The following is a 23,414-nucleotide window of genomic DNA, read 5'->3' on the forward strand; positions in this document are numbered from 1 at the left end:
GATGGCGAGAATGTGGCGGAAGATTTTCTTAAATCAGATCAGAGGTGCTGGAGGTTTGGATAGGCCATCACCAGCTCATCGGCGCTGAGGACGTCTCCGCTTCCATCGGGTTGCCAAATCACCTCGAGGGCCATCAGGTCAGAGGAGGACGTGGAGCCAAGGATGCGCAGCGTTTCGCGCAGGTCTTCACCACTGTTGGCTTGCTTGAGCTTCACGCTTTGACGGCTCGCCACAAGCACCGTGACCACGATGAATTCGTTGGTGGCGTCCGCCTCTCCGCTGCTGCTTAATTCTGCTGCGTTGCTATTGCGAACACCGCCCACGTTGGTGGTGATTTCAGCGCGCAGCTTGCTGCGTTCAGTCATCGACAGACGGTTGAACGTTGACTCCGATGCGTTGAAGGGAACGCTTCCTGATTCCACGTTGGTGTAGACCCAGAGCTCGGGCTGTCTCAGTAGGGCGAGGGTTGTTTCCTGAAGCACCCGCTGCAGGCCAGATGATGTGCTGGTGTCAGCGGATGCGGCGAGCTGACGCAGGTCTGTTTGCAGCGACTTGGCACTCGCAAGCAATCCGATCTGCATTTGCAGCAACGACACAGGTCCGGTGGACAGTTCACGGGGGGCTCGGTAACCACCGCCGATCGCAGGGGATCCGCCACCGCCGCCATTGCGCACGGCATTCACCACCACACCCACGATCGCCGCGAGCACTAAGAAGCCAAACAGGCCGCCTCCGCCAAAACCAAAGATCGGGATGATGAACGGAAAGCCCATTCCGCCTCCGCGTCCATACCCACGGCCGTATCCGCCGCCGCCATAGCTGCGGCTGTATCCCCCACCTCGCGGCATGGACGGGGCGCGGAAGCTGCCGCCTCCAATGCGGCCGCCGCGGGCGGCTTCACTGGGCTGGGGACTGATCAGCAGCAGACCAACCACGAACACTGGCACCAGCAATCCCGAGAGCCAGCGTCTGATTTGACCAGCCTGGGGGCGGAGTTTGGAGGAGGCCAAGACGGCATATCGCAGTCCGCTAACTCTAGGAACCACCGCCCACGATGGTGACGATCTCGAGGTTGTCACCGGCTTGAACCTGCTGGGCTTCCCAGAGTTCCGGCGTCAGGATCAAGCCGTTGTATTCCACAACGACCAGTCGTGGGTGATGGCCAAGCTGCTGAATCACTTGATCCAGCCTTGTGGCGGATGGATCAAGTCTGCGCTGTTCGCCGTTCACCGTGAATTGCATGGCACCAAGGCAAGGAGGGTTACGTGAGGGTTTGGAGCAGGGTCCGGCTCGCTTCTTCCGGATCATTGGAGCCCATGATCGCGCTCACCACGGCGACGCGCTGAGCACCGGCAGCACGAACCGAGGGAATCGTTTCAGCATCGATGCCACCGATCGCAAACCAGGGCACGACGGCATGTCGACTCGCTTCCATGACCCAGCTCAGGCCGGCTGGGCTGCGATCGCGTTTGGTGGCGGTGGCGAACACCGGGCCAACGCCCAGATAGTCGGCGCCCTCTTGCTGGGCCGCGAGCAGGTGCTCCAAGCGGTGGGTGCTGCGTCCCAGTAAGCGCTCCGGGCCGAGCAGCTGTCTCGCCTCTGAAAGGGGGAGGTCGTCCTGGCCGAGATGTACGCCATCGGCATCCACCAAGAGCGCGAGATCAATGCGGTCGTTGATGATGAACAGGGCTCCGAAGCGGCTGCAAAGTGTTTTCAGGGCTTGCGCTTCAACGAGGCGTTGTTGGTCATTGCCCTGTTTGCGGCGGTACTGAACCAGGCTGACGCCGGCCATCAGAGCGGCTTCAACCCCCTGAAGCAATCGCTCCAGATTGTTGTCTCGATCGGGATCCGTAATCAGGCAAAGCTTGGCGGCCTCGAGGCGTTCCTGCCTGTGCTGACGCCCGCAGGCATCGAGAATGCGCACCTCAAGATCATAGAGCCCGTAGCGGATCTCAGCTGCGCTGCTGGCTAGCTCTGGATCGAGATTGCGCCCGAATTCCTCCAAAACGCGCAGGGCTTCCTGCACTCGGCTGGCATTGGCTTTAACAATCGCTTGGGCTGTGCAACGACTCGCTTGAGCGGGATGGCCCAGGCCAGCGGCAACGTCTGTTGCCGTGGAACGGGCGCGGCGGTAGCGATCGTGATGCTGTTGCCCCAGTCGCTGCCGCCAGTCTTTAAGCGGAATGACGAGATCGTCCCGATCCAGTCCAAAGCGACACCAGTCTTCAATGACACGCAGCCCTTCTCGTGCTCGATCCAGGTTGGCGTCGATCAGCCGCGCCACGCGCAGGTTGGCGTCTGCTTCGACAACCATCGGCTCCATGGCAGTCTGAGAAGGATCGCATGCTCTACGGCGGCCATGGACAACAGCGGATCCGAGAGCACCATGCACGTGCTGGTTTGGGGGATCATCCTCTTGGGCGGGGTTGGTGTGTTCATCGTCTGGGGACTATCGAACGCTTACCCAGCTGTGGCTTGAAGCCGTTGACGGGCTGCTGCGGCGTCCTTTCCGATTTGCACACTGAGCTCCTCGAGGCCTGAAAAGCGTTGTTGTCCGCGCAGCCGTTCCACCGGTTCCACGACAAGCTCCTGGCCAACCAGTTCGATGCGCCTGTCGAGCAGATGCACCTCAACGGCTGAAGGTGAGTTGGGGTCCACGGTGGGCTGGGGGCCGAGATTCATCACGGCGGGTAATGCTTCGCTCTCTCTCCCTTTGCCATCTCGCTGAATCCAGGCGCGAGCTGCATACACGCCAAGCCCTGGCAAAAACTTGCGCCCATCCACTTGCAGGTTGGCGGTGGGCCAGCCCAATTCGCGCCCTAAGCCTCGACCGCGCACCACCGTTCCCCGGAAGCGGTAGGGGCGGCCGAGCAGGGTGCTGGCGGCTTGTAGGTCGCCATTCGAGAGCGCTTCGCGAATGCGGCTGCTGCTCATCCGTCCTCCGGCATCCTCCAAAATTGGCATCACCGAAACCTGCACCCCAGCGGCTTCCGCTAAAGCCCGCAGCGTGTTGGTGTCGCCTTCCCGGCCCCGACCGAATCGGAAGTTGGCCCCCACAGCGATTTGGCGTGCCTTGAGGCAACCGAGCAGCACCTGCTCGACAAACTCAGCGGCACTGAGCTGCGCCAGTTGGCGGTTGAAAGGCACCAAGACCAGCTGCTGGATACCAAGGGGCTCGAGGAGCTCGAGCTTTTCTTCTGGGAGATCGAGACGCAGGCGAGGCTCACCATGCAGCACCTCGCGTGGATGGGGCCAGAAGCTCACCACCGTGGGAATGGCATGGAGGTGATCCGTTTGGGTAACGGACGCGATCACACGCCGATGACCCGCATGGAGGCCGTCGAAGCTGCCCAACGCCAGGGTGGTGGGGGTTTTGGCCTGCTGTGGAGAGCAGAGAGGAATCAACGGCGTTGTGCACGGATCTGTGGTTGATGGCAAGTTTGGACGACAGACCTCCTACATCGCATGGCCGATCGGCTCGATCTCCAACTGCTCGCTCTTGGCTTGCGCCGCACCGCATGGATTCGCTTTTGGACGCAAACCGGTCTGGGGATTGTGATTTTGGGGGTGTTGATGTTCAACAACATCGGCGGGAGTTTGAGCAGAAATGCCGATAAAGCCTTGGGATTAGGCCCGGGCCTATCGCTCACCACGCTCTCGTTTTTTGTGTTGTTATTCAGCCTCTGGCAGGGCTGGTTGGTCGTTCGGCTGGGACGGTCTTTGGCGAGTGGTGCGCGACCCAGTCGAGGGGAGGCCAGTCGCACGATTAAGCGCAGTTTGTTCGCTGATTTGTTGGGCCTGGTGTTTGCCGCTGTTGGCTATCAATCCTTGGCTGGTGCCCTGTTTGTGCAGGCCTCGATGCAGACACCAGGCATTGCTATTGGTGCGAGGGGAGCGGGAGAAAATATGGCGATCACTTCTCTAGAGATGCTTTCGGTGCTGAGCAACACGCAGGTGTTGTTTGCCCATCTCATTGGTTTGCTGTTCTCGCTTTGGATGCTGCAGCGGATTTATCGAACGAGCTGAGCTATTGGTTGATGCGTAGTTGGGGCAAGGAGGAGAGACCTCCTCGCCAGAAGAGCTCCGGTTGAATCGGTGTGAGCGACGGTGCGTTCGCTTGGATTTGGGCCACGTCAGTGGGCCAGTCGCGGGGGCCATCACCGCCCGACTCGAAATCTTCGACGGCTTCACCGGCCAACCAGTAGTAGGTGCGCCCACGGGGGTCGACCCGAGGACTGAACTGTTCGTCGTAGCGACGGATGGAAAGACGGGTCCAGCGCAGTTCTCCCATGGCCTCCTGCTTGCAGGGCGGCACGTTGAGGTTGAGCAAAAGGTTCTCAGGCCATTGATCAGCAAGGGCGGCCTCCGCCACCTGCACAGCTAAGTCTGCGGCGGCTTGGAATTCTCTCCACTGAAAACAAGCACTGCTCACGGCCATCGCCGGCAGGCCCTCCAGCGTGCCCTCCATCGCGGCTGCCACGGTGCCGGAGCAAAACACATCGGTGCCGAGGTTGGGTCCATGGTTGATCCCCGACAGCACCAGGTCTGGCTTCTCGGGAAGCAGTTCAAATAGAGCTAATTTCATGCAGTCAGCGGGGGTGCCGCTGCAGGCCCAGGCTTTGATTCCAGGCTCAAAGAGTTCATCGGCGCGTTCGGCACGGATGGGGGTCTGAAGGGTGAGGCCATGGCCCGTGGCGGAGCGCTCCTGGTCGGGGCAAACCACCGTGACCTGATGACCAGCAGCGGCTGCCGCTGCCGCCAGGCTGCGGATCCCGTCGGCAAACACGCCGTCGTCGTTGCTGATCAGAATCCGCAGGGGCTTCATCAGGGGGGGTGATATGCGTTAGGTGGAACCTAGTCGTGATGGCTGCCTACAGTCATGACCGCGATACCGATGCCTTGAGCGCCACGATCTCCCTGCAGCAGCTCACTGATCAGCTGGACGCCTTAGAGGCGGAGGCGGCCGTTGAGATTCAAGCGGCCGCCGATGCCGCCGCTCTCGAGCAGCTTCGCGTTGGATTGCTGGGTAAAAAGGGGCGCCTCTCAGCCGTTCTGGGGGCGATGGGCAAGCTGCCAGGGGAGGAACGCCCGCTTGTAGGCCAGCGCGCCAATGTCTTGAAGACTCAGGTGCAGCATTTGCTATCTGAGCGCCTTGAGGCGGTGAACAGTGCTGCGATGGCGACAAGGATCGCCGCTGAAACTCTTGATGTCACGGCGGCTCCGCTGGGGGTACCGATGGGGCATCGGCACCCGTTGATCACCACGACGGAAGAGATTGTTGATCTGTTCTGTGGCCTTGGTTATCAGGTTGAAGAAGGTCCTGAAGTGGAGACGGATCACCACAACTTCACAGCGCTGAACATTCCGCCTGAGCACCCTGCGCGCGATATGCAGGACACGTTTTATTTGCAAGACAACCTGTTATTGCGCACCCACACCTCACCGGTGCAGATCCGACACCTGGAAAACAATCCACCACCGGTGCGGATCGTTGCTCCCGGCCGGGTGTATCGACGGGATGCGGTTGATGCAACCCATTCGCCTGTATTCCATCAGGTAGAAGTGTTGGCGATTGATGAGGGCTTGGACTTCAGCCACCTTCGCGGCACGGTGATGCAGTTCCTCAAGGCGTTCTTTGGGGACCTGCCGGTGCGCTTTCGCGCCAGTTACTTCCCCTTTACGGAACCCTCGGCTGAGGTGGATGTGCAATGGCGAGGGCGCTGGCTTGAGGTGATGGGCTGCGGAATGGTGGATCCAGCAGTGCTCGAAGGGTTAGGCCTGGATCCCGATCGATGGAGCGGTTTTGCTGCCGGTTTGGGAGTAGAGCGGTTCTGCATGGTGCGTCATGGCATTGATGACATCCGCCGTTTGTACACCAGTGATCTGCGCTTCCTGGATCAATTCTGATTCGAATGGATTGTTTTTCTCTCTGAAGACTGTCATTGCTGAATTGAGCTCAATGCCGAAATAGATATAAAATCTATGAAGCGAAAATATTACTTTATTCAGGCTAATGATCTGCTGTGACAAGAAAATTTAATTTTACAATTCATGTATGTCGATTGTTTTTGCGCTATTAAGGATTGTTTCTAAGCCTGCTTTTTAGGATTGATTTCCTTGTTCTATTGATTAATGCTTTGCTTCGTAAATCTCAGGATTTCTTGCCTCTAGTAAAACGGTTTCCTGATAAATTTTCGGAATGCAGGATCCAAAAAATTAGTTTAATGCTCTTGCTATATTCATGTTTTACTTGTCCTGAAGTTGTCATTGCTATTCCATTAAGCTATCGTGTAAAATTCGTATTAACAGCCTAATTCCATCATCTTTTTTCAAGTCTTCAAAGCTAGGAATTCCGCTTTTTTTGAATTCTCGAAGATCATCTCTTAATTCTGGATGGAATTGGCAAGTGAATGATCTTCGAGTTTGTCGAGTGTCGTAGTCTCTATAGTTGATACATGTTGCTGCCACTTCAGTGCATAATTTGCCTTCAGCTGTAGTGGAGCAAAGGATTTCAATGCTACTTGGAAGATTAAATAGCCAAGAAAGTTGAGATATTACAAGTTCGTTCCGTGCGGGTAAGAGCGCTTGGTAAAGACTGCGATAAGCCCAATTAGCAAATAAGATTGCTTCTTCATTAACTTCATCGGTATGGAACATGACAATGTTTAGATCTTTCTCATAAGAGATTGACTCTTCAATCACTCCATCATATTCCTCCGCAGTGATTGCTTGAGTTGTAAGCAGCTCGGCTAGCTCAGGGTCGGGATGGGAGTCTTTTTTTTCATAGTGCACGATTTCACAGTGACCTGCTTCAGGAACCTCGTTGATGCCCACTGCAAACTCTGGATGATCCCAACCAGTAGCAATAATATTGCCATCTTTTACTATTCTAAGTTTCGTTCCTAGAGACTTGATTCTATTGCATACTTGTTGCAAAGCTTCGCTAGAGTTTGGTTGATTAATTAGAGTTTCATCAATATTCTCCAGAATATCTTGGACTGCTTTTTTTATTAATCGAATATGTGCTTGTGCGGCAAGTTGATGGCCAAGGCAGATGAATATAGACGGTGCACTTCTAAGGCGCCTTGATAAAATGAGTTCTTCGCTTAGGTCGAGGAGATCCGCATGGGAACATTTTGTACCAGCAAATGATTCGCTCTTTCTTACTGTTGAATGACCTCCCTCAAATATAATGGCTAGTGAAGATGTAAGGACATGGGAAAGTTTTTTTCTGTCCATAAGGCCAGATTTCCACAAAGGGAAAACGATCGAATCGCAATCAGCGATTCTTTGAGCAAGCCAAGCAACATTGATTGAGGCTCTTACGGGTTCACCAATTGTGTTATGTCCAACATGCTCAGCAGGTTCGATGATGCAAAGTGATTGATTATATGTAAATGGAGTTGTGATAAGAAGGTCTAAGTCTTGTTGGGATAGGATTTCCTTTTCTAGTGGAGCAGCATCACCCCATCCAAAATTAGTGGAATTTATATTTTCATCGTCGTAATAATTTTGCAATAAGCTAGGGGAATGTCGATCTCGTAGAAACTCTGAGAACAAGGTTTGAATTGATTTGAAGTTTGCCTTTCCTGGTCGGTAGAATCCGGGTAGAGCTCGCCATCGTATTGATCTATTCACCTTTTGAACTGCATGAATGTCTAAATTTTATACTATTCGCATAGACGCTTATTTGTTCTTATGTTCGCTTTCAGTTGTGTCGTGTCTGTGATGCTTGTTACAGTCGAGTCACGATTTCGATTTTAATCGTATTTGTCCACGAAAAGTTTCGCGATATTACGTCGTGGCATCTTTCCGGCAGATGTCTATCTTTTCGGAGTTTGATTGTTGACCGTTTCGCGCAACATAAATAATAAGAAGCTAAATTTGCGCCTCTGTTTCTTGTCTTGATCACATGAACAAAATCATGCTTGATCATCTTGGGTTTGCGATTCTTTTTATGTCATCAAGAAAGTGCTCGACCTGATTTAACCCCTTGATTCGTTCAGGCATATTAGTCGTATTCCCTGGCTCTTTTTGTACAGGTCAGCTAATGGCATCGTTTTATGTCTAATCAATCCCTTGAGCTGCGAGTCAACCCAACCAGCTCAGCAGCACCTGCTTGAGAGAAGGCAGGGTCCATTGCTTGAGCTCTTCATCCGCCGCCCACTGAATAGCCCGAACGCGTTGCTCTGGGCACTGCACTGCCTCAGCGACCGACTGAAAAAAATCAAGCTCCTGGGCATTGACGTCTGTCAAGTCATCCTGGTCTCTTGAGACCATTGCCGTGAGATAGGAAAGTTTGATGGCAAGATCTCGTTCTTCTTTTGACGTCAATGCTCTCAAGCGGCTCAAAAGTTCATCACGCTCAATCCTCTTGGTACTTCCTCTTGCCACACTTTGATGACTTGATGGCGATGAATAGCCTTCAATTAACCGGTTTTTCAAGGCATCATGATCTTCCTTAAGACCGTGGCTATCCATAAATGTAATGATCAAGTTCTCTTCTTCCTGAGACATTGATCCGTCGCAGTAGGCCACCTCCTGAACAAGCTGAAGCAGGGTTATGGAGCTGTTTTCGTTCATCTTCAAGGCATCCTGTTCCCGACTTTTTAGCATCATTTCCTCGTTGGGATCACCCCGTCTCCTCGTGCTGGTGTTTATCGCGTTGCTCAAGCCCGCAATTTCAGATGTAGATCGAGATGTCCGACCCTTCAACGTCTGGATAGCGCTCGAGCCTGCTGACGTGTTTCCCTAGCGTTGACCATCTCATCTCGGTGTCAGACCACTGGCCGGGACGAAAGCTTTCACATTTCTAAGCGTTCAGGCCCGTAACATCGTGATCATCCAAGTCAACGAGTAGGCTGCTTAGCAAGTGGAAGCAGATTGGATTGACAGAGAAGAGAAATCATCCTTCAAATGTGGCTGAAAGCTGGGGAAGCGCGAGACCTTTCTGTGATGAGATTTAGTGCCAGATACATTTAGTAAGACTTGCTCAGCGTTCTCTCATCGTTATTGCGTTTTGAAAAGGTATTATTAAGGGGCTAAAGCAAGTGACTCTTTGGGAGGTTTATACAGCCTCCCATTTTTATGAGCATCTCGCTTTCATGCCTTAAAATATGCCAATTCATTAGATTGATTGAAGTAATAAATTAAATTGGCATATGATACTAAGTATTTGAAGCTTTTAGGTATGTGTTTTTCAAAACTCTTTTTTAAGACTCTTCGTCTAGGTCATCTATGTCTAGGCGTTTTTTGTGTATCTACATTTAAGCTTTAGGCCTTTTCTTGGCCCTTGCATGGCTGTGCTTAGAAGACAGATGCAGGAGGTTAGATGCTTTTGACTCGTCCTCAGCTTTTGTTAGCTTTGTTACCAGATTCCATGTGTCTTGCGGTGAGAGCTCACCCTCTTCATTCCACTTAAGGCTTGATAGGTGATGAGTTGACATCTTGAATTCAACGAGTGACGAGACCCTAAGGGGAGTGGCGGAGCTGGTGTTAGTCATTGCACACCTTTTAACGGGAGAAATTATTAAAAAGGTTCTTTTTGATACATCTTGTTGGTCAATGTTCAAAGGTTTGCCGTTGACTTTTCTAATTGGGACTCCATAAGTCCTTATTGGCGAGGAATCTTGCTTCATCGTCCAAGGCGAAACACTCAAGACATTGATGCTTTACTCATTAGCCATAGCGATAAGGCCATGGCGTCGATCAATCTGCTGATTTTGGGCTTTGTCCTGTCTGTTGTCCTCATCCCAACGAGTGAAGCCAAAGATCCCGCACCACTCAAACTTGGTAAGTGCGACCCTGTTGGCGCAGTCAAAACTCTTGATGCAGGATTAAAGAAAGGGAAAAGCCTGAATGATGCGATGGCAATGGTCATCAAAAGTAAGCAATTTGATGGCTCAAATGCCTGCATCACATTCATTCGAGAAGCATCGATGGAACGGCGTGAATCAGCCCCTTATGCGTTCAAAAAGCTTTGGATGGAGTAATCACTATTTATTTTGCTCCTTTTACTGTTAAAAAGTTGGCTCTTTGATCAGCGAAGTTCTGATCATATTTAAACCTCTACCACATCAGTCTTCAGTGACTCCATCAAGAGATCAAACCGAACGGTGTCTGCTAAGCAACACATTGTTGTCAGGAAATGTGACATGAGGTAGCCAGTCAAATGGGCTTCTCGACTGACATCAATTCGATCTCTATAGGCGTCAACGGTCTCGTTTAGTTCGAGGCTTGCCTGTAGACAAATGTTTTCAATTCTTAAGGATGTCATAGCTGTTCCCGATATTGCCACTCTGAGCACACATCCCATTCTTGGCATCAGTCGGTATACCTACGCGCTTATATGTGTCTGCTTGGCAGTGAATAAATTCATAGAAGAACAGGATGCGCTGCCTGTTTGATCACTCCTAACCTTTGGTCGGGGGCGTTTGTTTCAGATGTTGTCATTAAGCAACCCTCAATGGCAACGCTGACTATCGGCATTGCTGATCTTTTGTTGCTCGCCTCTGGATTTGCTGGACTTGATCGGTCTTTAGCGGTCATCGTCGCTAACGATTATGGAGGGTGCTCTCCTTCTTGGTAGGAGTCTTTGTTTTGTATTGGTATGGCACAAAGCTGACAGGTTGCGTCAGGATTGTGTAGTGACTTGAACAACAGTTGTGCTACTTCTCGCTCTGTTTTGTATTGTTAAGGCACAAAAGCAAGCTTGTTTTGTAACACTTTGAACATGATATCGGTTGACGCTATTGGTATAAAAGAGATGTAGCTTATCTACCAATCACGTTCACCTCACATCCCCATCTGTGAGGCGCAGATTCTCAGGTCACGGAACGGGGGCCTGTCTTTCTGAGCAATCTCTCATGACCCTGACTTATCGCGGCAAGCAGTATGCACAAACCAAGAGTGCATCGACATCTGCTTCCAATAAAATTCGTCTTACTTACAGAGGTGTTGTCTACGCTAAGTGATTCAACCGGTTCATGTCAAATTGCCCTCGCTTAATGAGCGGGGGCTTTTTTGTGCATTTTTCTAGAGGTAAAGCTTTGCTGCTCTCATTTCTCTTTTCACTCAAGAGAGTCGTAGTCCATTGCTTTTATTGTTGATAGATCTGTACGTTTAGGTTAAAGATGAGTTCGAGACTATGCGTAGACGTGGTGTTTTTTTGTCGTTTTTATCTGTTGATCGATGCCGGAACTTTGGTCTGATGCGCCTGTATTGACGTTTTTTGTGCCCTAACCGGACCCGCGATTGGTGGTTTCGCAGGGCAAAACTCTGCAAACTGTGGCCTTGCCCCCCATCAAGTCCTGCAGATGTGGTCGCACGCTGTTCACTGCGTCATCAATGTCTGTTCTTAGTGTGTTCGATGGTTCCTCGCGAGCCTTGGAGATCGTTCGGATCGTCTCGCGCCATGAGTGGTCGTTTCTCTCTCAGCTCCTCAACCGTGGTGATGCCTCCGAGACGCGACTGCCCCTGCCCTCAGTGCTGTGCAACATCCTGACGGAGTTGGGGCCTGTGTACGTGAAGCTGGGCCAGCTGTTGAGTACGCGCCCCGACTTGCTGGGGGAGGATTACATCGAGGCATTGAGCCAATTGCAGGCGGATGTTCCGGCTGTGCCCTGGGAGCAATTGAGACCCCAGCTGGAGCAAGAGCTGGGCTGCTCTGTTGACAAGGCGTTTTCAACGTTCGTGGACACACCGATTGCGGCTGGAAGTGTGGGGCAGGTGTACAAGGCGACCTTGCCTGAGCTGGGTGCTGTGGCCGTGAAAGTGTTGCGGCCAGGGATCGCTGCCCAGGTGGAAGAAGACGGTCGCTTGCTTCGCAAGATTGCCGCCCTCGCTGCAGCAACGTCTCTCGGCAGTTTGTATGACTTTGTAGGTCTTGCTGATCAGGTGCTTGAGGCGTTGGTGCGGGAGCTCGATTTCAGGATTGAGGCCTCCAACACCTTGCGGCTGCAGCGCAGTTTGGAGGGTTCAAGCTTTGTTCCTGATGGTCAGATTCGTCTGCCCCATGTGGTGCAGCAATTGTCGAGCCGCAGCGTCTTGGTGCTCGAGTGGATTGAGGGCGCATCGATCCTCAGCCCTGAAGCTCGAGAGGCTCTAGAGACTGGACCTGGGTTGGTGGCAACAACCACTGCTCTTCTTGGTGCCTTTGTAGAGCAGTACTTTGTGGAGGGTTTTTTTCATGCGGATCCCCATCCCGGTAATCTCAAAGTGCTGGCCGATGGAAGGGTGATCCTGCTGGATGCGGGCATGGTGGGCCTGTTTGATCCGCGCACGCGCAGCAACTTGCTGGATCTTGTCTTGGCACTGATCAATCAGGACGGCGCCCGGGCAACGGATGTGTTGGAGCAAATTGCACCCCCGGCTCGGGGGGTCAAAGTGGATCGTCAGCACTTGCAACGCCAGCTGGATCAGCTGATTGCCAAGAGTTTTTCCAAGCCTTTGGAGGAACTGAATTTCGCCCTGTTCCTTGCCGCCTTGCTGCAGCTGGCGAATCGCTCTGGGTTAAGGGTGCCTGGAACCCTTGGCCTGTTTGTGAAGTCCGTCACCAATTTGGAGGGGGTGGGCAACTCTTTAAACCCGGCATTTAGTTTTACCGGGGAGATGCAGCCCTTGGTGGCGCAGCTGCTCGCCCGTGCCGTGATGCTGCCTCAAGAGCGGCTGATGCAATTTGGCCTTGATTTGCGCAATCTCACGATTGATTCCCCGCGTCAGCTGAGTCAGCTGTTGCGGCGCTTTAGCAGTGATGAATTGGTGTTTGCCATTCAACTGGAAGGGCTTGAGGCTGTTCGCTCCAGTTTGGAACGGTTGTCGCAACGGATTTCACTGGCGATTCTTGTGGCCTCGCTGTTGCTGAGTGCCACGGTGATGGCCACGTTGGCCCAACAACCTTTGCTGAGGGATGTGAGCGAGGGATTATTTGTTGGAGCCACCTTGTTTGGTCTTTGGTTGATTGTGTCGCTGCTGCGTTCTAGTCGCCGGTGAGTGCGATGAAGCAAAGGCGGGTTTGCTTGTTATGAACGAAGCCAAGGATGTTTCAGTCCAAACAGATTCAGTGAATCCATCACGACTTTGTTGAGGGTTTTCCCGAACACCACCTGTGGCTCGTCCGCGCGAATCGGGATCACAGGGTGTTCAACGCTTTGAGACTTCGCTGTTCCCGCGATGACCTTGCGTCTGAGCAGTGAGTTTCCTGCTTCTAAACCGCACACATAGGCGCGCTCCTGGCATAGCCCTTTGGCGCCATGTTCTTGCGCGCCCATCCGTACCCAATCGCCAGCGCAGACGATCGAGGCGATGGAGGTTTCTAAGGGTGGCCTTTGCTTGAAACTTCCTGGGGAGAAGAGCGACACGCTCTTGGGATAGCGCTGCACTTCAGAGTCGAGCACCGTGGCTTCCTTGAAGCGCGGATCGCTGATCGGTAGCAATTGTTGGGTGAGCAATTCGATGATGGCTTGATCCTCCATCAGCGCAATTTTGGAGGCGTTGTAAAAGTCGCTGGCAATCACGGATCCCTGTGGTTCACTCCCGCCCCAGAGAGCCTGTTCGGCCTTGCTCTGCAGTTGGTCGAGCATGAAGAAGGTGCCGCCTGCTCCTTGTAAGGATTCGAAGCGAGAGAACACATTGGCCGGGTAGGGGATCGGGACATAGCGATCGAGCCATAGCCGCACGGACACCACATCAATGGCGCCAAGCGATCCAGCTGCAACCAGCTCCGGTGCTGCCTCTCGGCACTCTGGAGATTGGGACATGATCGAGCGGATGCCCTTGGAGCCCACGGCAAGTACCACCGCATCCACGTTTTGAATGCAATCGGTTTTGTCCGTTGCAACGGATTGAATGCCAACAGCGTTGATCTGGTTGGTTCCTGGTGCGAAGCGCAAGCTGGTGGCCAGGGTGCCGCCCAACACGCGAAGGTGATGCTCTGAGATCAGGCGTTGACTGAGGGGTTCAAAGAGTTTCTTGGCAATGCTTTCTGCATTGATCCAGCGCACATCAAATGAATCTTGATGGGCTAATGCGTAGTAATACAGCAGCTCCATCGTCACGGCTGCTGATAACTCCTCTGGTGGCTTGAACAGGCCCACAAGCAAAATGGGCCTTAGGAAATCATTGATCAAACGTTGGCTAATTCCTAGCTTGATGAATAGGTCTTGGGCGCTAAGTTTGTCGTATTCATTGAAAGTATCTTCGCTTCGATTCAGGTCTAAAATCGTATAAAGAAGTCCGCTAATACTAAGACGATCTTGTAAAGGAAGCCGTTTGAAGTTTGTGAATGTGGCCACCATCTGGCCTAGGGGGCTGGGCCAGGCTGGTGCGTCGCCAAACACCGGAGCTGTGGCTTCTAGGCCATCGGGAGACCAGAAGGCGCTGGTGGTGAACTCGGTATAGATAGCGCCGAGGTTGAGGTCTTCCGTCAGGGCATTGATGTTGGGGTAGTCCTTCCAAAACCCCCGCGTGCCTGCCTCGAATGGTTTGCCGCTTTTGGTCATCAGTGGTGTGCTGCCGGTGGGATCACTGATCCCGTCGACCAGGGTCACGCGAACACCTGCTTCGCAGAGAGATTTGGAGGCGCCCCACCCTGCCCACCCCGCTCCGATCACGACCACATGGGACGGCGTGTTGTTTGGCATCGCTTGGGCTCGCCTCGGGGAGTTGCCTGAACGCTAAGCAGGGCTGGTGGCGGGGCGGCCCTGGCTTCAAAAAACAACCTGACGCTGCTGTAAGCGGATTTTTCTCATAAAATGGGCGCGTTCTTTTGAAACGCGATCGGTGCCCAGGGTCGGACTGATCGTGAATGACGGAAAGTCACTCGCCGTTGATACTGCTCAAACGATTCAGGAGCGGCTCGAACGGGCCGGCCATGAGGTGGTCCGAGTTAGCAGTTCCGGCGGCATGGTGGGTTTTGCCAACCCAGACCAGCACTTGCGGATGCTTGGGTACAACGCCTGTGTGCCAGAGGGATTCGATGCCTCAATGGCGCTGGCCATTGTGTTGGGAGGTGATGGCACGGTGCTGTCAGCAGCCCGTCAAACAGCACCGATTGGTGTGCCAATTTTGACGATCAATACCGGTCATCTCGGCTTTCTCGCCGAGGCCTATCTCGGTGATCTCGATAAGGCCCTCGAGCAGATCCTCACCGATCGCTGGACGATCGAGGAGCGCGCCAACATGGTTGTGACCGTGATGCGCGGAGACCAACGGCGTTGGGAAGCCTTGTCCCTTAATGAGATGGCCTTGCACCGTGAGCCTCTCACCAGCATGTGCCATTTCGAAATTGCGATTGGCCGGCATGCACCTGTTGATATTTCCGCTGATGGAGTGATCCTGTCGACACCCACAGGGTCGACGGCCTATGCCCTTAGCGCTGGCGGACCTGTGATCACCCCCGAATGTCCGGTGTTGCAGCTCACGCCGATTGCAGCCCATTCCTTGGCCTCGCGTGCGCTTGTGTTCAGTGACCAGGAACCTGTCACCGTCTTTCCAGCCACTCCCGAGCGCCTGATGATGGTGGTGGATGGAAGCGCAGGTTGTTACGTGTGGCCCGAGGACCGGGTTTTGATCCGGCGAAGTGATCATCCCGTGCGCTTTGTACGCCTCTCGGACCATGAGTTTTTCCAGGTGTTGCGCAACAAGCTGGGCTGGGGCTTGCCCCATGTGGCCAAGCCGGATCGTCCATGACCGAGCAGGGCGTGTTGGTGTTGGTTGGTGCTGAGGCCCTGCAGCTCAAAGATCGTCTAGAAGCCTCGGGCTACACAGCTTTGGAGTGGGGGGCTGGGGATCGAGCCATTGCATCTGATGGCCAGCAGCCGATGGCTGCGCTTGTGTCGCCGGGCCAGCTGCCTCAAGTGGCTGAGCTGCGCCAGTGGCTTGGAGCGCTGCCGATTCTGTTGGGCGTGACCGAAGACAGCATCTCCTCTCGAGAGCTTTGCTTCAGTTCTGGAGCAGATGACTTCTGGCTATCCACCAGTGCACCAAGCGATCTCTTGCAACGCTTGCGCCTCCATCTGTCTCTTCAGAAACGCAGGGAAGAGCACTGTTCTGTGGTGGTGGTTGGTGATTTGCAGCTTGAAACCGCCAGCGGCCTCGTGCGTCGTGGCACGCGGCCGATTGGCCTAACGGAGCGCGAATCGTCGTTGCTGCTGTTGCTGTTTAAGGAGCGGGGCAAGGCCGTGAGCCGCAGTCAAATCCTGCGCGAGGTTTGGAACGATGAGCAAGGCGTGTCGAGCAATGTGGTGGAGGTGTACATCCGCTATCTGCGCCAAAAGCTTGAGGAGGGTGGCGATACTCGCTTGATCCACACCATTCGTGGCCGTGGTTATTGCCTCAACAACGGCGTTCCTTTTCTGAAGAGCTCTTAATGGACGTGTCTCCCCCCCAGCAGTTGCCCCTTGAGGCGCAATGGTGCGTTCGCCCCGACAGCTGTGTGCTGTTGGAAGTGGCAGATCAGCCCCATGAGCAACGGCTTGGGCTGATGCAACGCCCGGCTCTGCCACCGCTGAGGGGGATGTGGTTTCCGTTTAAGCCAGCACGTCCGCTGCGTTTTTGGATGCTCAACACGATTGCGCCACTCGACATGGTGTTTGTGCACCAGGACGAGGTGATTGCGATCGAGGCTGAGGTGCCGATCTGTCCGGCGTTGCCTTGCAAGAGCTTTGGGCCGATGGCTGATGCGGACAGCGTGATTGAGCTAGGGGCTGGAGAGGCCAAGCGCCTGGGGCTTGGCGTTGGAGACGCGGTGGTGATCGAAACGATCCAACCGGTAAAGTCAGCCAATGAAGCAGAGGTGGCACGCCCTAGAAACTAAAGCGTTACGCTCGCGTAACTCAAGAGTGCCTAGCTGAAGAATCCTTTGGATTGAAGCCACAGCCCAACGGCAAGCAACGGGCCAACCCCTGCAATGAAAAGGGTGATCTTGAGGCGCAGGGGTGAGACCTGGGGTTTGCGTTCTCGGATGGCCATCCTGCGAGCTTCAAAGTGCTTGATTCTGACCTTTTTCTGATCAATCGCGTTAGGCCCCGTTCTGGCGGGGAGCGCTTCCCTTGAGGATCAACACCGGATTCATCGGAGCAAGCCGGGTGCCATCAGCCAGCGGTTGGCCGCGCCAGGCCTGCTGCTGACTCACCTTCACCGAGTACTTGGCGGCCTCGAGCACTGGCCTCAGCTCCGCTAAGGCTTCCAAGGTGGCAAGAGGAATCACCACGTCACCCTCGGGGGCCATGCACTGGATCACCTGCTCCAGCAGGGCCCTGCGTTTGCGGCCACCGCCACCAATCAGCACCCGGTCGGGGGCAGCTAAGGCAGCGGGGAGGTTGGGGAGTTCTTCCATGGCATCCCCCTCCAGCACTGCTGCTGGTTGAACCCCGAGGCGTGCGGCATTGGCGGCGATGAGCGAAGAACCACCGCTGCGCTGTTCAATGCAAAGCAACTGCAACTGCGGCCGCAGCCGCAGCGCTTCCAGGCCCACGCTGCCTGTGCCAGCACCCAGATCCCAGAGCACGCCGCGTGCAGGAAGGTTGAGCTCAGCGAGCAATTGGATCCGCACCTCCCGTTTGGTCATCAAGCCGGGGCGGTCGCTGTGTTGGAGAAACACACCATCCTCCAGGCCAAACAGAGGAAGTTGATTGGCGGGTGGAGCTGCTTGAGCTTCCGCGAGCAACACCACCAAATGCAGGGGGTGCAAATCGCTAGGCGTGGCTTGGCAGGGGGCCAGCCGTTGCACGCGCTCACTGCTGTGACCAAGCGATTCGCAGAGCCAGAGGGCATAGGCCGATTCCAGGCCGCTGCTGCGCAAGCTTTGGCGCACCTCGTCTACGCCACCGCGACTGGGATCGGTGAGCACGGCCAAGGCGCTGGGGCGTTGTTGCAAGCGCTGAGCGAGGGGTGCTGGGTCACGGCCATGCAGGCTGAGCCATTGCGCGTCCTGCCAGGGCCTGCCCAATCGGGCAAATGCCAGCTGCAAGGACGAGGGGCTTGGATGAAAGCGCAGACGTTCGCGTCCCAGGCGCTCGATCAAGATCCGGCCGATGCCGAACCACAACGGATCACCGCTGGCCAGCACCACCGCGCGCTGATCGCTCCCGAGGGCCAGCAACTCTTCGCTTAGAGCGATTGGATTGTCACTGGCGATGCAACGCTGGTTTGGTTCAGAGTTACGCCATTGCTGCAGGGCAGGCAGCAACCGTTTGGGGGCTGCCAGCAGGTGGGCCTGCTCCAACAAAAGCTGAGCTCCGGGTGGGAGCGAGCCGGGCGCACCGGCGTCGGTGCCGATCACATCGATCATCACGCCATTGTGCTGCGTTCAGAGCACCGTCCTTTGTTCGCCCTTTTGCTCCCGATTGTGCTTAGTGGCGCCATAAAACAAGGGAATGGCCGGACAAGACGCTGCAGCTTGATTAGGACGTTAAAAGCAAAGAAAGAGCTCATGGCACAAGGTATTGGTTCGGTTTCAGGGCGCTTGGCTGGTTTCACGTCGGCCCTGAGCCTCGGACTGCTCTCTGTTGCCGTTCTCCCTGCCGCGAAAGCACAAGCGGTTGCACCCTCGAACACCTGCCCAGAGCCCGCTGTTGTTGTTCAGAGTGATGCAGTCGTTCCTGTCACGAAGGCAAACTATGCAGCGGCTGAAACACAGACCGTGTTTGCCAAGTACATCGCCAACGTTGCCAAGGGAAGCTGCAGCGGTGGGATGGGTGTGCTGTTGAACGTCAGCAAAGCAGCAGATCCAAAGGATCGAACGGTGATTCGCATCAATTTCGATACCTTGTATTCATGGTTGATTTTGGATCTCAATGATCCGGCAACGATCACGCTTCCCGAAACAGGTGGTCGTTATCAAAGCGCCATGGTTGTGGATGATCAGGGATATACATCTGTGTACAAGAACCCTGGCGATTATGAATTAACCAAGGAAAATGTTGGCAGTCGTAATGCCTTGGTAGGGTTCCGCACCGGCGTGAACATGAATGATCCGGAAGACCTCGCCAAAGCTCGGGATTTGCAGAAGAAATTAAAGGTGAGCCAGGCGAATCGTGGTGAATTTGTGCAGCCCAATCGATGGAACCTCGAGGAGATGCTTGCCTTACGCGCTGCTTACAATCAAGAACGGAATGAGCAAGGTGTGAAGTCTGAAGACCTCTATGGCCGTAAGGGTGTTATCTCTCCAGAGCGCAATAATATGGGCGTTGCTGTGGGGATTGGAGGATTACCAAAAGAAGGGGCTGTCTATCTCTTCTATACGCCGTCTTCGGATGAAGCTCAAACGCTCACTCTCAAAGATGTCCCCTATGGAAACAATGCATTCTGGTCTTTAACTGTTTACGACAAGGATGGCTTCCCTGTTGGTGACAATTACAACGTCAACAGTGCCTTCGTAACAGCGAATGATCAAGGTGAAGTGGTGCTGAATTTTGGTGGTGATTCCAGTCAAGAGAATTACCTTGGCGTTTACCCAGGTTGGAATGCCACCTTGAGGATTTACAACCCTACGCCTGCTTATTTTGATGGCTCCTGGACGCGTCCGGAGTTGGTGCTGAAGTGAGTGTCTGATGCGATCGCGAAAGATCAGCGTCCTATGGCTTCAACCGTGGATAGGCCCCATTTTTGATCCCAATGGTGCGTAATGCTGCATCGCTGCTGGTCTGCAGTGATGCAGGCCCTTCATTCATGGTTATGACTAAAAAAACAATGATCGACTCAGTGGGATTTCGTTTGTTCAGGCGTCAAGCGCGCACCATCTTGATGGCTTCAGCTCTTGGAGCAGGGTTGCTTGTTGGTTCGCAAACCAGAGCTGACAGTGGTCACTCGCATGCAACGAAGCACAACTGCCCTGAAGCTGCGATTGAGACCAAAGCCACTGCGGTCACACCGGTGACCAAGGCCAATTACGCCGTCGCTGAGACGGAGGTGATTCTTGAAGATTATGTCCGCAAAATTGCCAAGGGAACGTGTGGCACGGGTGTTGGAGAGTTTATGCACCTCAGTAAGGCCATGGATCCAGCGGATCGGACAATCCTGAGGCCCAATTTCGATACGTTGTACTCCTTTGCAGTGCTGGATCTTGACAGCCCTGCAACCGTTGTCTTACCTGAAACAGACCGCTATCAAATCCTTGAAGTGGTTGATGAGGAGCATTGGATTCCGGTTGTTAGCGCTAAGCCCGGTCGTTATGAGTTAACGAAGGAGGCCATAGGGAGTCGCTATGTGTTCGCGTTTGTGCGCACACAGGTGAACATGCAGGATCCCGCTGATTTGCAAGCCGCCGCTGCTGTTCAAAAGCAAATTGGCTTGGAGCAGGCCAGCAAAGGTGAATTTATCTCTAACCATCGCTACAACATGCAGGAGATTCTTGATCTCCGTGCCGATTACAACACTCGCCGTGAACCCGAGGGTGTGACCTCGGAGAACGCTTTTGGCAAAAGGGGAGAGATCAGCGATGAGCTGCGTAATTTCGGCGTTGCAGTGGGCTGGGGTGGATTGCCTAAGCAAGGAGCTGTCTATCCCTTCCCCAAGATTGTTGACTCCATCGAGCCTCACACTCTTGTGATGAAGGATGTGCCCAATGATCCTCGGGCTTTCTGGTCCGTCACGGTGTATGACGCCAAAGGGTTTTCAACCGGTAAAAAATATAATGTCAACAGTGCATTTGCCAAGGCCAATGAAAAAGGTGAATATGTTATTCATCTAGGTGGAGATAAAAATCAGGATAATTATCTTGATATTTATCCGGGTTGGAATGTGGCTATTCGTGTTTACTCTCCAACAAAGTCGTATTTCGATGGCAGCTGGAAACTACCTCAGTTTCAGCCCGTTCAATAACTTTGAAGCCCGGGTTTTTAACCCGGGCTTTTTGACTTGACGTTTTGTATGCCCGATGTTGTGTGATTGATTATCAGTCAAACAGCCAGCGCAGGCCAAGGTTCACGCCGCTTTGGTCCACGCTGTAGGCGTTGCCACCGCCTCCGGCGTAATCAAGCCCGAAGTACTTATAGGAAAGGGAGATTTGGGCTGAGTTTCCCAGGGCATAGGCAATGCCTGCCTGCGCCGTTCCGCTCAGATCTTGTTCTCCGCTCAAGCCGAAGCCGCCGGCATCCAGGTAGGCAAACGCTTGCCAGTCTTCGCTGATGGCGTAGGTGCCGAAGGCACCGATCAGCGGTTGCACCCAGGTGTTACCCCAGCTTTCGCTGGAGGATTTCTCCAGTTCACGCGTGTTCTCGCGGCTTACACGTTGCCCCTCCACGGAAACGGTGGTTTCATTGCGAACGGACCAGCTGGTGTTGAGGTTGGCGTCGATCACTCGGGCTCCAAGCAGGCCAAGGAAACTGCTACTTCCTTTTTTCATCCGTGGTTTCTGAATCGCTCCTGCCCGGTAGCGAAATGCGAGGTCAACGATGGTCTGATTGGCATCAACATCGAGATCCAGATCTCCATCGACGCGAATCGTGCGCTGTCTGAGTGCGGAAGGAAGTCCGAGCTGATTGCGTAGGGGGTTTGTTGTTTCCTTGAAGAAGGATTTAGACCCGCTTGAGGATAGGCTCCCGTGATAAACACCGGCCATAAAACCCAACCGACCATATTCAACCTGGGCTTTAAAGGTGAGCGCTTCGTCGATGGTGTCGATCACATCGGAGAGGGGAAGCTCGGCGTCATTTTTATTGCCGTTGATGGTTGTTGAGCTGTAAGTGGTTGGAACTAAGAAGGCGTAGAGATCTAGGTACACACGCCAGCTGTCTTCCTCATCTTGTTCCTGTTCGGGTTGCGTGTCTTCATTATTCGCTTGACTGAGCACGAGGGGTGCAATTTCTTCTGTTTGTGAGATTTCAGGATCGACGTTGGCTACTACATCGGTCTCAATCTTAGTTTCATTGGTATCAGTGATTTCTGCCGCATTTAACGGTTTCATCGATGCTTCCACGCACAGCATGCTTAGTGGAGCGATGAGAGCCAGGGGCAGAAAGCGTGTCACGTATGGAGTTGAGATTCGCTGAAATTTAAGCGGGGCCATTTGTTATTGCTGCCGAATCTGATCCCATTCGTGCTGATTTTTGTGGGATGCCCTTGTCGGCTTGGTTTGATGCAATAAAACTCAATCGGTTTTTGGATCAAATTGATGATTTCGCGTTTCCGTGGGCGTTTAGGCCTTGTATGGCTGCTTGGATGTGTGGCCCTTCTGGCCCCTTCCGTTGCTGAGGCGCAAGAGAAGTCTGATTTTTTGGTCGCTGACCCTGTTGATTTTGATTTCACGCCTCTCGTCCACAGTGAAATTGCACAGGCTTCTGCAGACGGTCAACCTCCTGGTACGGATAATCAACCGGTCACGGTGACTCCAGGCGAATCGGTTGCTGCGGAGGAGGGTTCATTGGCGAAGGCGGCGCAAAACCCGATTGCCAGTTTGATCAGCCTTCCCATTCAGTGGAACAGCACTCCAAATACGCAATGGGCGCCGAATCTTTTGGACCCCAAGGCCAAGCAGAATCAGACTCAAAATGTAGTCAATGTTCAGCCGGTTATTCCCTTCAAGGTGAGCGATGGCCTGACATTGGTCACACGTACGATTGTGCCTTTTATTTCCCAGCCGTGGGTTGGCGGTACCTCGATTCAGGCACTTGGAGATATCAATCCATCGGTGTTCTTGGTACCCACGTTGAAAGGCAATTTCACGGTTGGTGTGGGACCCACAGTGGTTCTCCCAACAGCTACTGACAGTAGGCTTAGTTCTGGTCAGTGGAGTGCTGGTCCTACAGGCGTTTTGGTTTACACAAAAGGAAAAATCGTTGCCGGTGGTTTGATTAATAACATTTGGTCGTTTGCTGGGGATGGCAAGAAAAATGATGTCAACAAAATGTTGATCCAGCCCTTTTTGAATTACAACCTTCCTAAGGGGTGGTATTTAACCAGTTCTCCAATCATTACTGCAAATTGGAATACCCCTGATAATAAGGGTTGGACAGTTCCTGTTGGTGCTGGCTTCGGTCGCGTTTTTGTGCTCGGGAAGCAGCCAGTCAATGCTTCTCTTAGCGCTTATTACAATGCGATTAAGCCAGAGGTTGCTGGTGAAACTCTCATCGGCGATTGGACATTACGTGCACAGGTTCAGTTCTTGTTCCCAACTGGTGGTTGAGAACTTTCAGTTTCATTGATGATGCTCTTGGCAGGGTGTAAAGATGATCTTTTCACCCTGCCGCTGATGGTAATCACCTTATGTGCGGCAATGTTTGGGAGTGGACCGCAACCTTGTTTCCGGTTCCCAAAGGTGAGCAGGAGCGTCGGATCATCAAAGGTGGATCCTTCCTTTGTGCCGAGAACTACTGCCATCGCTTCAGGCCAGCGGCTTTGATGGGACAAACAACTGATACGGCAACCTGCCATATGGGATTCCGTTGTGCGGCGGATTCAGGCTGAGATGTGAGTTG

At 53.6% G+C, this 23,414-nt stretch carries 23 protein-coding genes and 1 pseudogene; 13 read left to right on the forward strand and 11 right to left on the reverse strand.

The genetic code is table 11. The features are described 5' to 3' along the window. Nucleotides 1-38: 38 nt before the first annotated feature. From SynSYN20_RS04205 to SynSYN20_RS04220, 4 genes are all read right to left on the reverse strand, one after another. Entirely contained in the window at nt 39-1,010 is a 972-nt protein-coding gene (locus tag SynSYN20_RS04205; RefSeq protein ID WP_186525436.1) for a DUF1517 domain-containing protein, read from the reverse strand. 25 nt (nt 1,011-1,035) lie between these two features. Next, nucleotides 1,036-1,242, reverse strand: a complete 207-nt coding sequence (gene thiS / locus SynSYN20_RS04210) for a sulfur carrier protein ThiS (RefSeq protein WP_186524855.1) — start codon at nt 1,240-1,242, stop codon at nt 1,036-1,038. A gap of 19 nt (nt 1,243-1,261) precedes the next feature. Then, the gene (locus SynSYN20_RS04215; protein WP_186525437.1) at nt 1,262-2,323 is read right to left on the reverse strand and encodes a thiamine phosphate synthase; all 1,062 of its coding nucleotides are present in this window, start codon (nt 2,321-2,323) and stop codon (nt 1,262-1,264) included. A 137-nt stretch (nt 2,324-2,460) separates the two neighbouring features. After that, nucleotides 2,461-3,405 (reverse strand): bifunctional riboflavin kinase/FAD synthetase, encoded by a 945-nt coding sequence (locus SynSYN20_RS04220; RefSeq protein WP_186525438.1) that lies wholly within the window; start codon nt 3,403-3,405, stop codon nt 2,461-2,463. Between the two features lie 60 nt (nt 3,406-3,465). On the opposite strand from SynSYN20_RS04220, the gene SynSYN20_RS04225 reads away from it, so the two are divergent. Next, complete coding sequence (locus tag SynSYN20_RS04225) at nt 3,466-4,026, forward strand: DUF3611 family protein (RefSeq protein ID WP_186524856.1); 561 nt, start codon at nt 3,466-3,468, stop codon at nt 4,024-4,026. 1 nt (nt 4,027) lies between these two features. Here SynSYN20_RS04225 and surE read toward each other — a convergent pair whose 3' ends face one another. Continuing rightward, nucleotides 4,028-4,825, reverse strand: a complete 798-nt coding sequence (gene surE, locus SynSYN20_RS04230; protein WP_186524857.1) for a 5'/3'-nucleotidase SurE — start codon at nt 4,823-4,825, stop codon at nt 4,028-4,030. Between the two features lie 74 nt (nt 4,826-4,899). Between surE and pheS the strand changes: the two genes are divergently transcribed. After that, a complete protein-coding gene (gene pheS / locus SynSYN20_RS04235; RefSeq protein ID WP_186525439.1) occupies nt 4,900-5,907 on the forward strand; it encodes a phenylalanine--tRNA ligase subunit alpha in 1,008 nt (335 codons plus the stop codon). Nucleotides 5,908-6,270: 363 nt separating this feature from the next. Here the strand turns inward: pheS and SynSYN20_RS04240 are convergent, their stop codons facing one another. After that, the gene (locus SynSYN20_RS04240; protein WP_255476364.1) at nt 6,271-7,518 is read right to left on the reverse strand and encodes a hypothetical protein; all 1,248 of its coding nucleotides are present in this window, start codon (nt 7,516-7,518) and stop codon (nt 6,271-6,273) included. Nucleotides 7,519-8,091: 573 nt separating this feature from the next. Beyond that, the gene (locus tag SynSYN20_RS04245; RefSeq protein ID WP_255476365.1) at nt 8,092-8,583 is read right to left on the reverse strand and encodes a hypothetical protein; all 492 of its coding nucleotides are present in this window, start codon (nt 8,581-8,583) and stop codon (nt 8,092-8,094) included. Nucleotides 8,584-9,629: 1,046 nt separating this feature from the next. On the opposite strand from SynSYN20_RS04245, the gene SynSYN20_RS04250 reads away from it, so the two are divergent. The 4 genes from SynSYN20_RS04250 to SynSYN20_RS04260 all read left to right on the forward strand — a co-directional run bounded on the left by SynSYN20_RS04250 (nt 9,630) and on the right by SynSYN20_RS04260 (nt 12,990). After that, nucleotides 9,630-9,992, forward strand: coding sequence for a hypothetical protein (locus SynSYN20_RS04250; protein WP_255476366.1), 363 nt, complete (start codon nt 9,630-9,632; stop codon nt 9,990-9,992). 473 nt (nt 9,993-10,465) lie between these two features. Then, nucleotides 10,466-10,588 (forward strand): hypothetical protein, encoded by a 123-nt coding sequence (locus tag SynSYN20_RS14415; RefSeq protein ID WP_255476367.1) that lies wholly within the window; start codon nt 10,466-10,468, stop codon nt 10,586-10,588. A gap of 277 nt (nt 10,589-10,865) precedes the next feature. Continuing rightward, on the forward strand, nt 10,866-10,973 hold the full coding sequence (locus tag SynSYN20_RS14650) for a DUF4278 domain-containing protein (RefSeq protein WP_186524858.1): 108 nt from the start codon (nt 10,866-10,868) through the stop codon (nt 10,971-10,973). A 373-nt stretch (nt 10,974-11,346) separates the two neighbouring features. After that, a complete protein-coding gene (locus tag SynSYN20_RS04260) occupies nt 11,347-12,990 on the forward strand; it encodes an AarF/ABC1/UbiB kinase family protein (RefSeq protein WP_186524859.1) in 1,644 nt (547 codons plus the stop codon). Nucleotides 12,991-13,019: 29 nt separating this feature from the next. Here SynSYN20_RS04260 and SynSYN20_RS04265 read toward each other — a convergent pair whose 3' ends face one another. After that, nucleotides 13,020-14,639 (reverse strand): FAD-dependent oxidoreductase, encoded by a 1,620-nt coding sequence (locus SynSYN20_RS04265; protein ID WP_186524860.1) that lies wholly within the window; start codon nt 14,637-14,639, stop codon nt 13,020-13,022. A gap of 139 nt (nt 14,640-14,778) precedes the next feature. Here SynSYN20_RS04265 and SynSYN20_RS04270 point away from each other — a divergent pair, with 139 nt between their 5' ends. From SynSYN20_RS04270 to SynSYN20_RS04280, 3 genes are read left to right on the forward strand one after another with little or no spacing between them, the layout of a single operon-like run. Then, nucleotides 14,779-15,687: an NAD(+) kinase gene (locus tag SynSYN20_RS04270; protein WP_186524861.1), complete on the forward strand. Its 909-nt coding sequence runs from the start codon at nt 14,779-14,781 to the stop codon at nt 15,685-15,687. Next, nucleotides 15,684-16,367 (forward strand): response regulator transcription factor, encoded by a 684-nt coding sequence (locus tag SynSYN20_RS04275; protein ID WP_186524862.1) that lies wholly within the window; start codon nt 15,684-15,686, stop codon nt 16,365-16,367. Before SynSYN20_RS04270 ends, SynSYN20_RS04275 begins: the two co-directional genes overlap by 4 nt. Further along, nucleotides 16,367-16,813 carry a DUF192 domain-containing protein gene (locus SynSYN20_RS04280; protein ID WP_186524863.1) on the forward strand — a complete coding sequence of 149 codons (447 nt, stop codon included), beginning with the start codon at nt 16,367-16,369 and terminating at the stop codon, nt 16,811-16,813. The genes SynSYN20_RS04275 and SynSYN20_RS04280 overlap by 1 nt, the downstream gene beginning before the upstream one ends. A 29-nt stretch (nt 16,814-16,842) precedes the next feature. Here SynSYN20_RS04280 and SynSYN20_RS14420 read toward each other — a convergent pair whose 3' ends face one another. Together SynSYN20_RS14420 and cbiE are read right to left on the reverse strand one after the other, a co-directional pair. Beyond that, nucleotides 16,843-16,968 carry a hypothetical protein gene (locus tag SynSYN20_RS14420; protein ID WP_255439906.1) on the reverse strand — a complete coding sequence of 42 codons (126 nt, stop codon included), beginning with the start codon at nt 16,966-16,968 and terminating at the stop codon, nt 16,843-16,845. Nucleotides 16,969-17,017: 49 nt separating this feature from the next. After that, complete coding sequence (gene cbiE / locus SynSYN20_RS04285) at nt 17,018-18,289, reverse strand: precorrin-6y C5,15-methyltransferase (decarboxylating) subunit CbiE (RefSeq protein WP_186524864.1); 1,272 nt, start codon at nt 18,287-18,289, stop codon at nt 17,018-17,020. A 141-nt stretch (nt 18,290-18,430) separates the two neighbouring features. Between cbiE and SynSYN20_RS04290 the strand changes: the two genes are divergently transcribed. Next, nucleotides 18,431-19,543, forward strand: a complete 1,113-nt coding sequence (locus SynSYN20_RS04290) for a DUF1254 domain-containing protein (protein WP_255476368.1) — start codon at nt 18,431-18,433, stop codon at nt 19,541-19,543. A 131-nt stretch (nt 19,544-19,674) separates the two neighbouring features. Continuing rightward, the gene (locus SynSYN20_RS04295; protein ID WP_370586725.1) at nt 19,675-20,820 is read left to right on the forward strand and encodes a DUF1254 domain-containing protein; all 1,146 of its coding nucleotides are present in this window, start codon (nt 19,675-19,677) and stop codon (nt 20,818-20,820) included. Nucleotides 20,821-20,893: 73 nt separating this feature from the next. Here SynSYN20_RS04295 and SynSYN20_RS04300 read toward each other — a convergent pair whose 3' ends face one another. Continuing rightward, complete coding sequence (locus SynSYN20_RS04300) at nt 20,894-21,967, reverse strand: outer membrane protein (RefSeq protein ID WP_255476369.1); 1,074 nt, start codon at nt 21,965-21,967, stop codon at nt 20,894-20,896. A gap of 144 nt (nt 21,968-22,111) precedes the next feature. On the opposite strand from SynSYN20_RS04300, the gene SynSYN20_RS04305 reads away from it, so the two are divergent. Together SynSYN20_RS04305 and SynSYN20_RS04310 are read left to right on the forward strand one after the other, a co-directional pair. Further along, a complete protein-coding gene (locus SynSYN20_RS04305; RefSeq protein ID WP_186524865.1) occupies nt 22,112-23,122 on the forward strand; it encodes a neuromedin U in 1,011 nt (336 codons plus the stop codon). Between the two features lie 62 nt (nt 23,123-23,184). Continuing rightward, nucleotides 23,185-23,403: pseudogene (locus tag SynSYN20_RS04310) on the forward strand (formylglycine-generating enzyme family protein); the annotation flags it as partial. Nucleotides 23,404-23,414 lie beyond the last annotated feature (11 nt).

This window comes from Synechococcus sp. SYN20, assembly GCF_014279555.1.
GTDB lineage: Bacteria > Cyanobacteriota > Cyanobacteriia > PCC-6307 > Cyanobiaceae > Synechococcus_C.

Bases quoted from the DNA above. Each gene is read 5' to 3' on its own strand.
- thiS (WP_186524855.1), bottom strand. From the start codon at position 1,242: ATGCAATTCACGGTGAACGGCGAACAGCGCAGACTTGATCCATCCGCC.
- cbiE (WP_186524864.1), bottom strand. From the start codon at position 18,289: ATGATCGATGTGATCGGCACCGACGCCGGTGCGCCCGGCTCGCTCCCA.
- SynSYN20_RS04305 (WP_186524865.1), top strand. From the start codon at position 22,112: ATGATTTCGCGTTTCCGTGGGCGTTTAGGCCTTGTATGGCTGCTTGGA.
- SynSYN20_RS04295 (WP_370586725.1), top strand. From the start codon at position 19,675: ATGACTAAAAAAACAATGATCGACTCAGTGGGATTTCGTTTGTTCAGG.
- SynSYN20_RS04245 (WP_255476365.1), bottom strand. From the start codon at position 8,583: ATGAACGAAAACAGCTCCATAACCCTGCTTCAGCTTGTTCAGGAGGTG.
- SynSYN20_RS04215 (WP_186525437.1), bottom strand. From the start codon at position 2,323: ATGGAGCCGATGGTTGTCGAAGCAGACGCCAACCTGCGCGTGGCGCGG.
- SynSYN20_RS14420 (WP_255439906.1), bottom strand. From the start codon at position 16,968: ATGGCCATCCGAGAACGCAAACCCCAGGTCTCACCCCTGCGCCTCAAG.
- SynSYN20_RS04265 (WP_186524860.1), bottom strand. From the start codon at position 14,639: ATGCCAAACAACACGCCGTCCCATGTGGTCGTGATCGGAGCGGGGTGG.
- SynSYN20_RS14650 (WP_186524858.1), top strand. From the start codon at position 10,866: ATGACCCTGACTTATCGCGGCAAGCAGTATGCACAAACCAAGAGTGCA.
- SynSYN20_RS04275 (WP_186524862.1), top strand. From the start codon at position 15,684: ATGACCGAGCAGGGCGTGTTGGTGTTGGTTGGTGCTGAGGCCCTGCAG.
- SynSYN20_RS14415 (WP_255476367.1), top strand. From the start codon at position 10,466: ATGGCAACGCTGACTATCGGCATTGCTGATCTTTTGTTGCTCGCCTCT.
- surE (WP_186524857.1), bottom strand. From the start codon at position 4,825: ATGAAGCCCCTGCGGATTCTGATCAGCAACGACGACGGCGTGTTTGCC.
- SynSYN20_RS04260 (WP_186524859.1), top strand. From the start codon at position 11,347: ATGTCTGTTCTTAGTGTGTTCGATGGTTCCTCGCGAGCCTTGGAGATC.
- SynSYN20_RS04225 (WP_186524856.1), top strand. From the start codon at position 3,466: ATGGCCGATCGGCTCGATCTCCAACTGCTCGCTCTTGGCTTGCGCCGC.
- SynSYN20_RS04290 (WP_255476368.1), top strand. From the start codon at position 18,431: ATGGCACAAGGTATTGGTTCGGTTTCAGGGCGCTTGGCTGGTTTCACG.
- SynSYN20_RS04280 (WP_186524863.1), top strand. From the start codon at position 16,367: ATGGACGTGTCTCCCCCCCAGCAGTTGCCCCTTGAGGCGCAATGGTGC.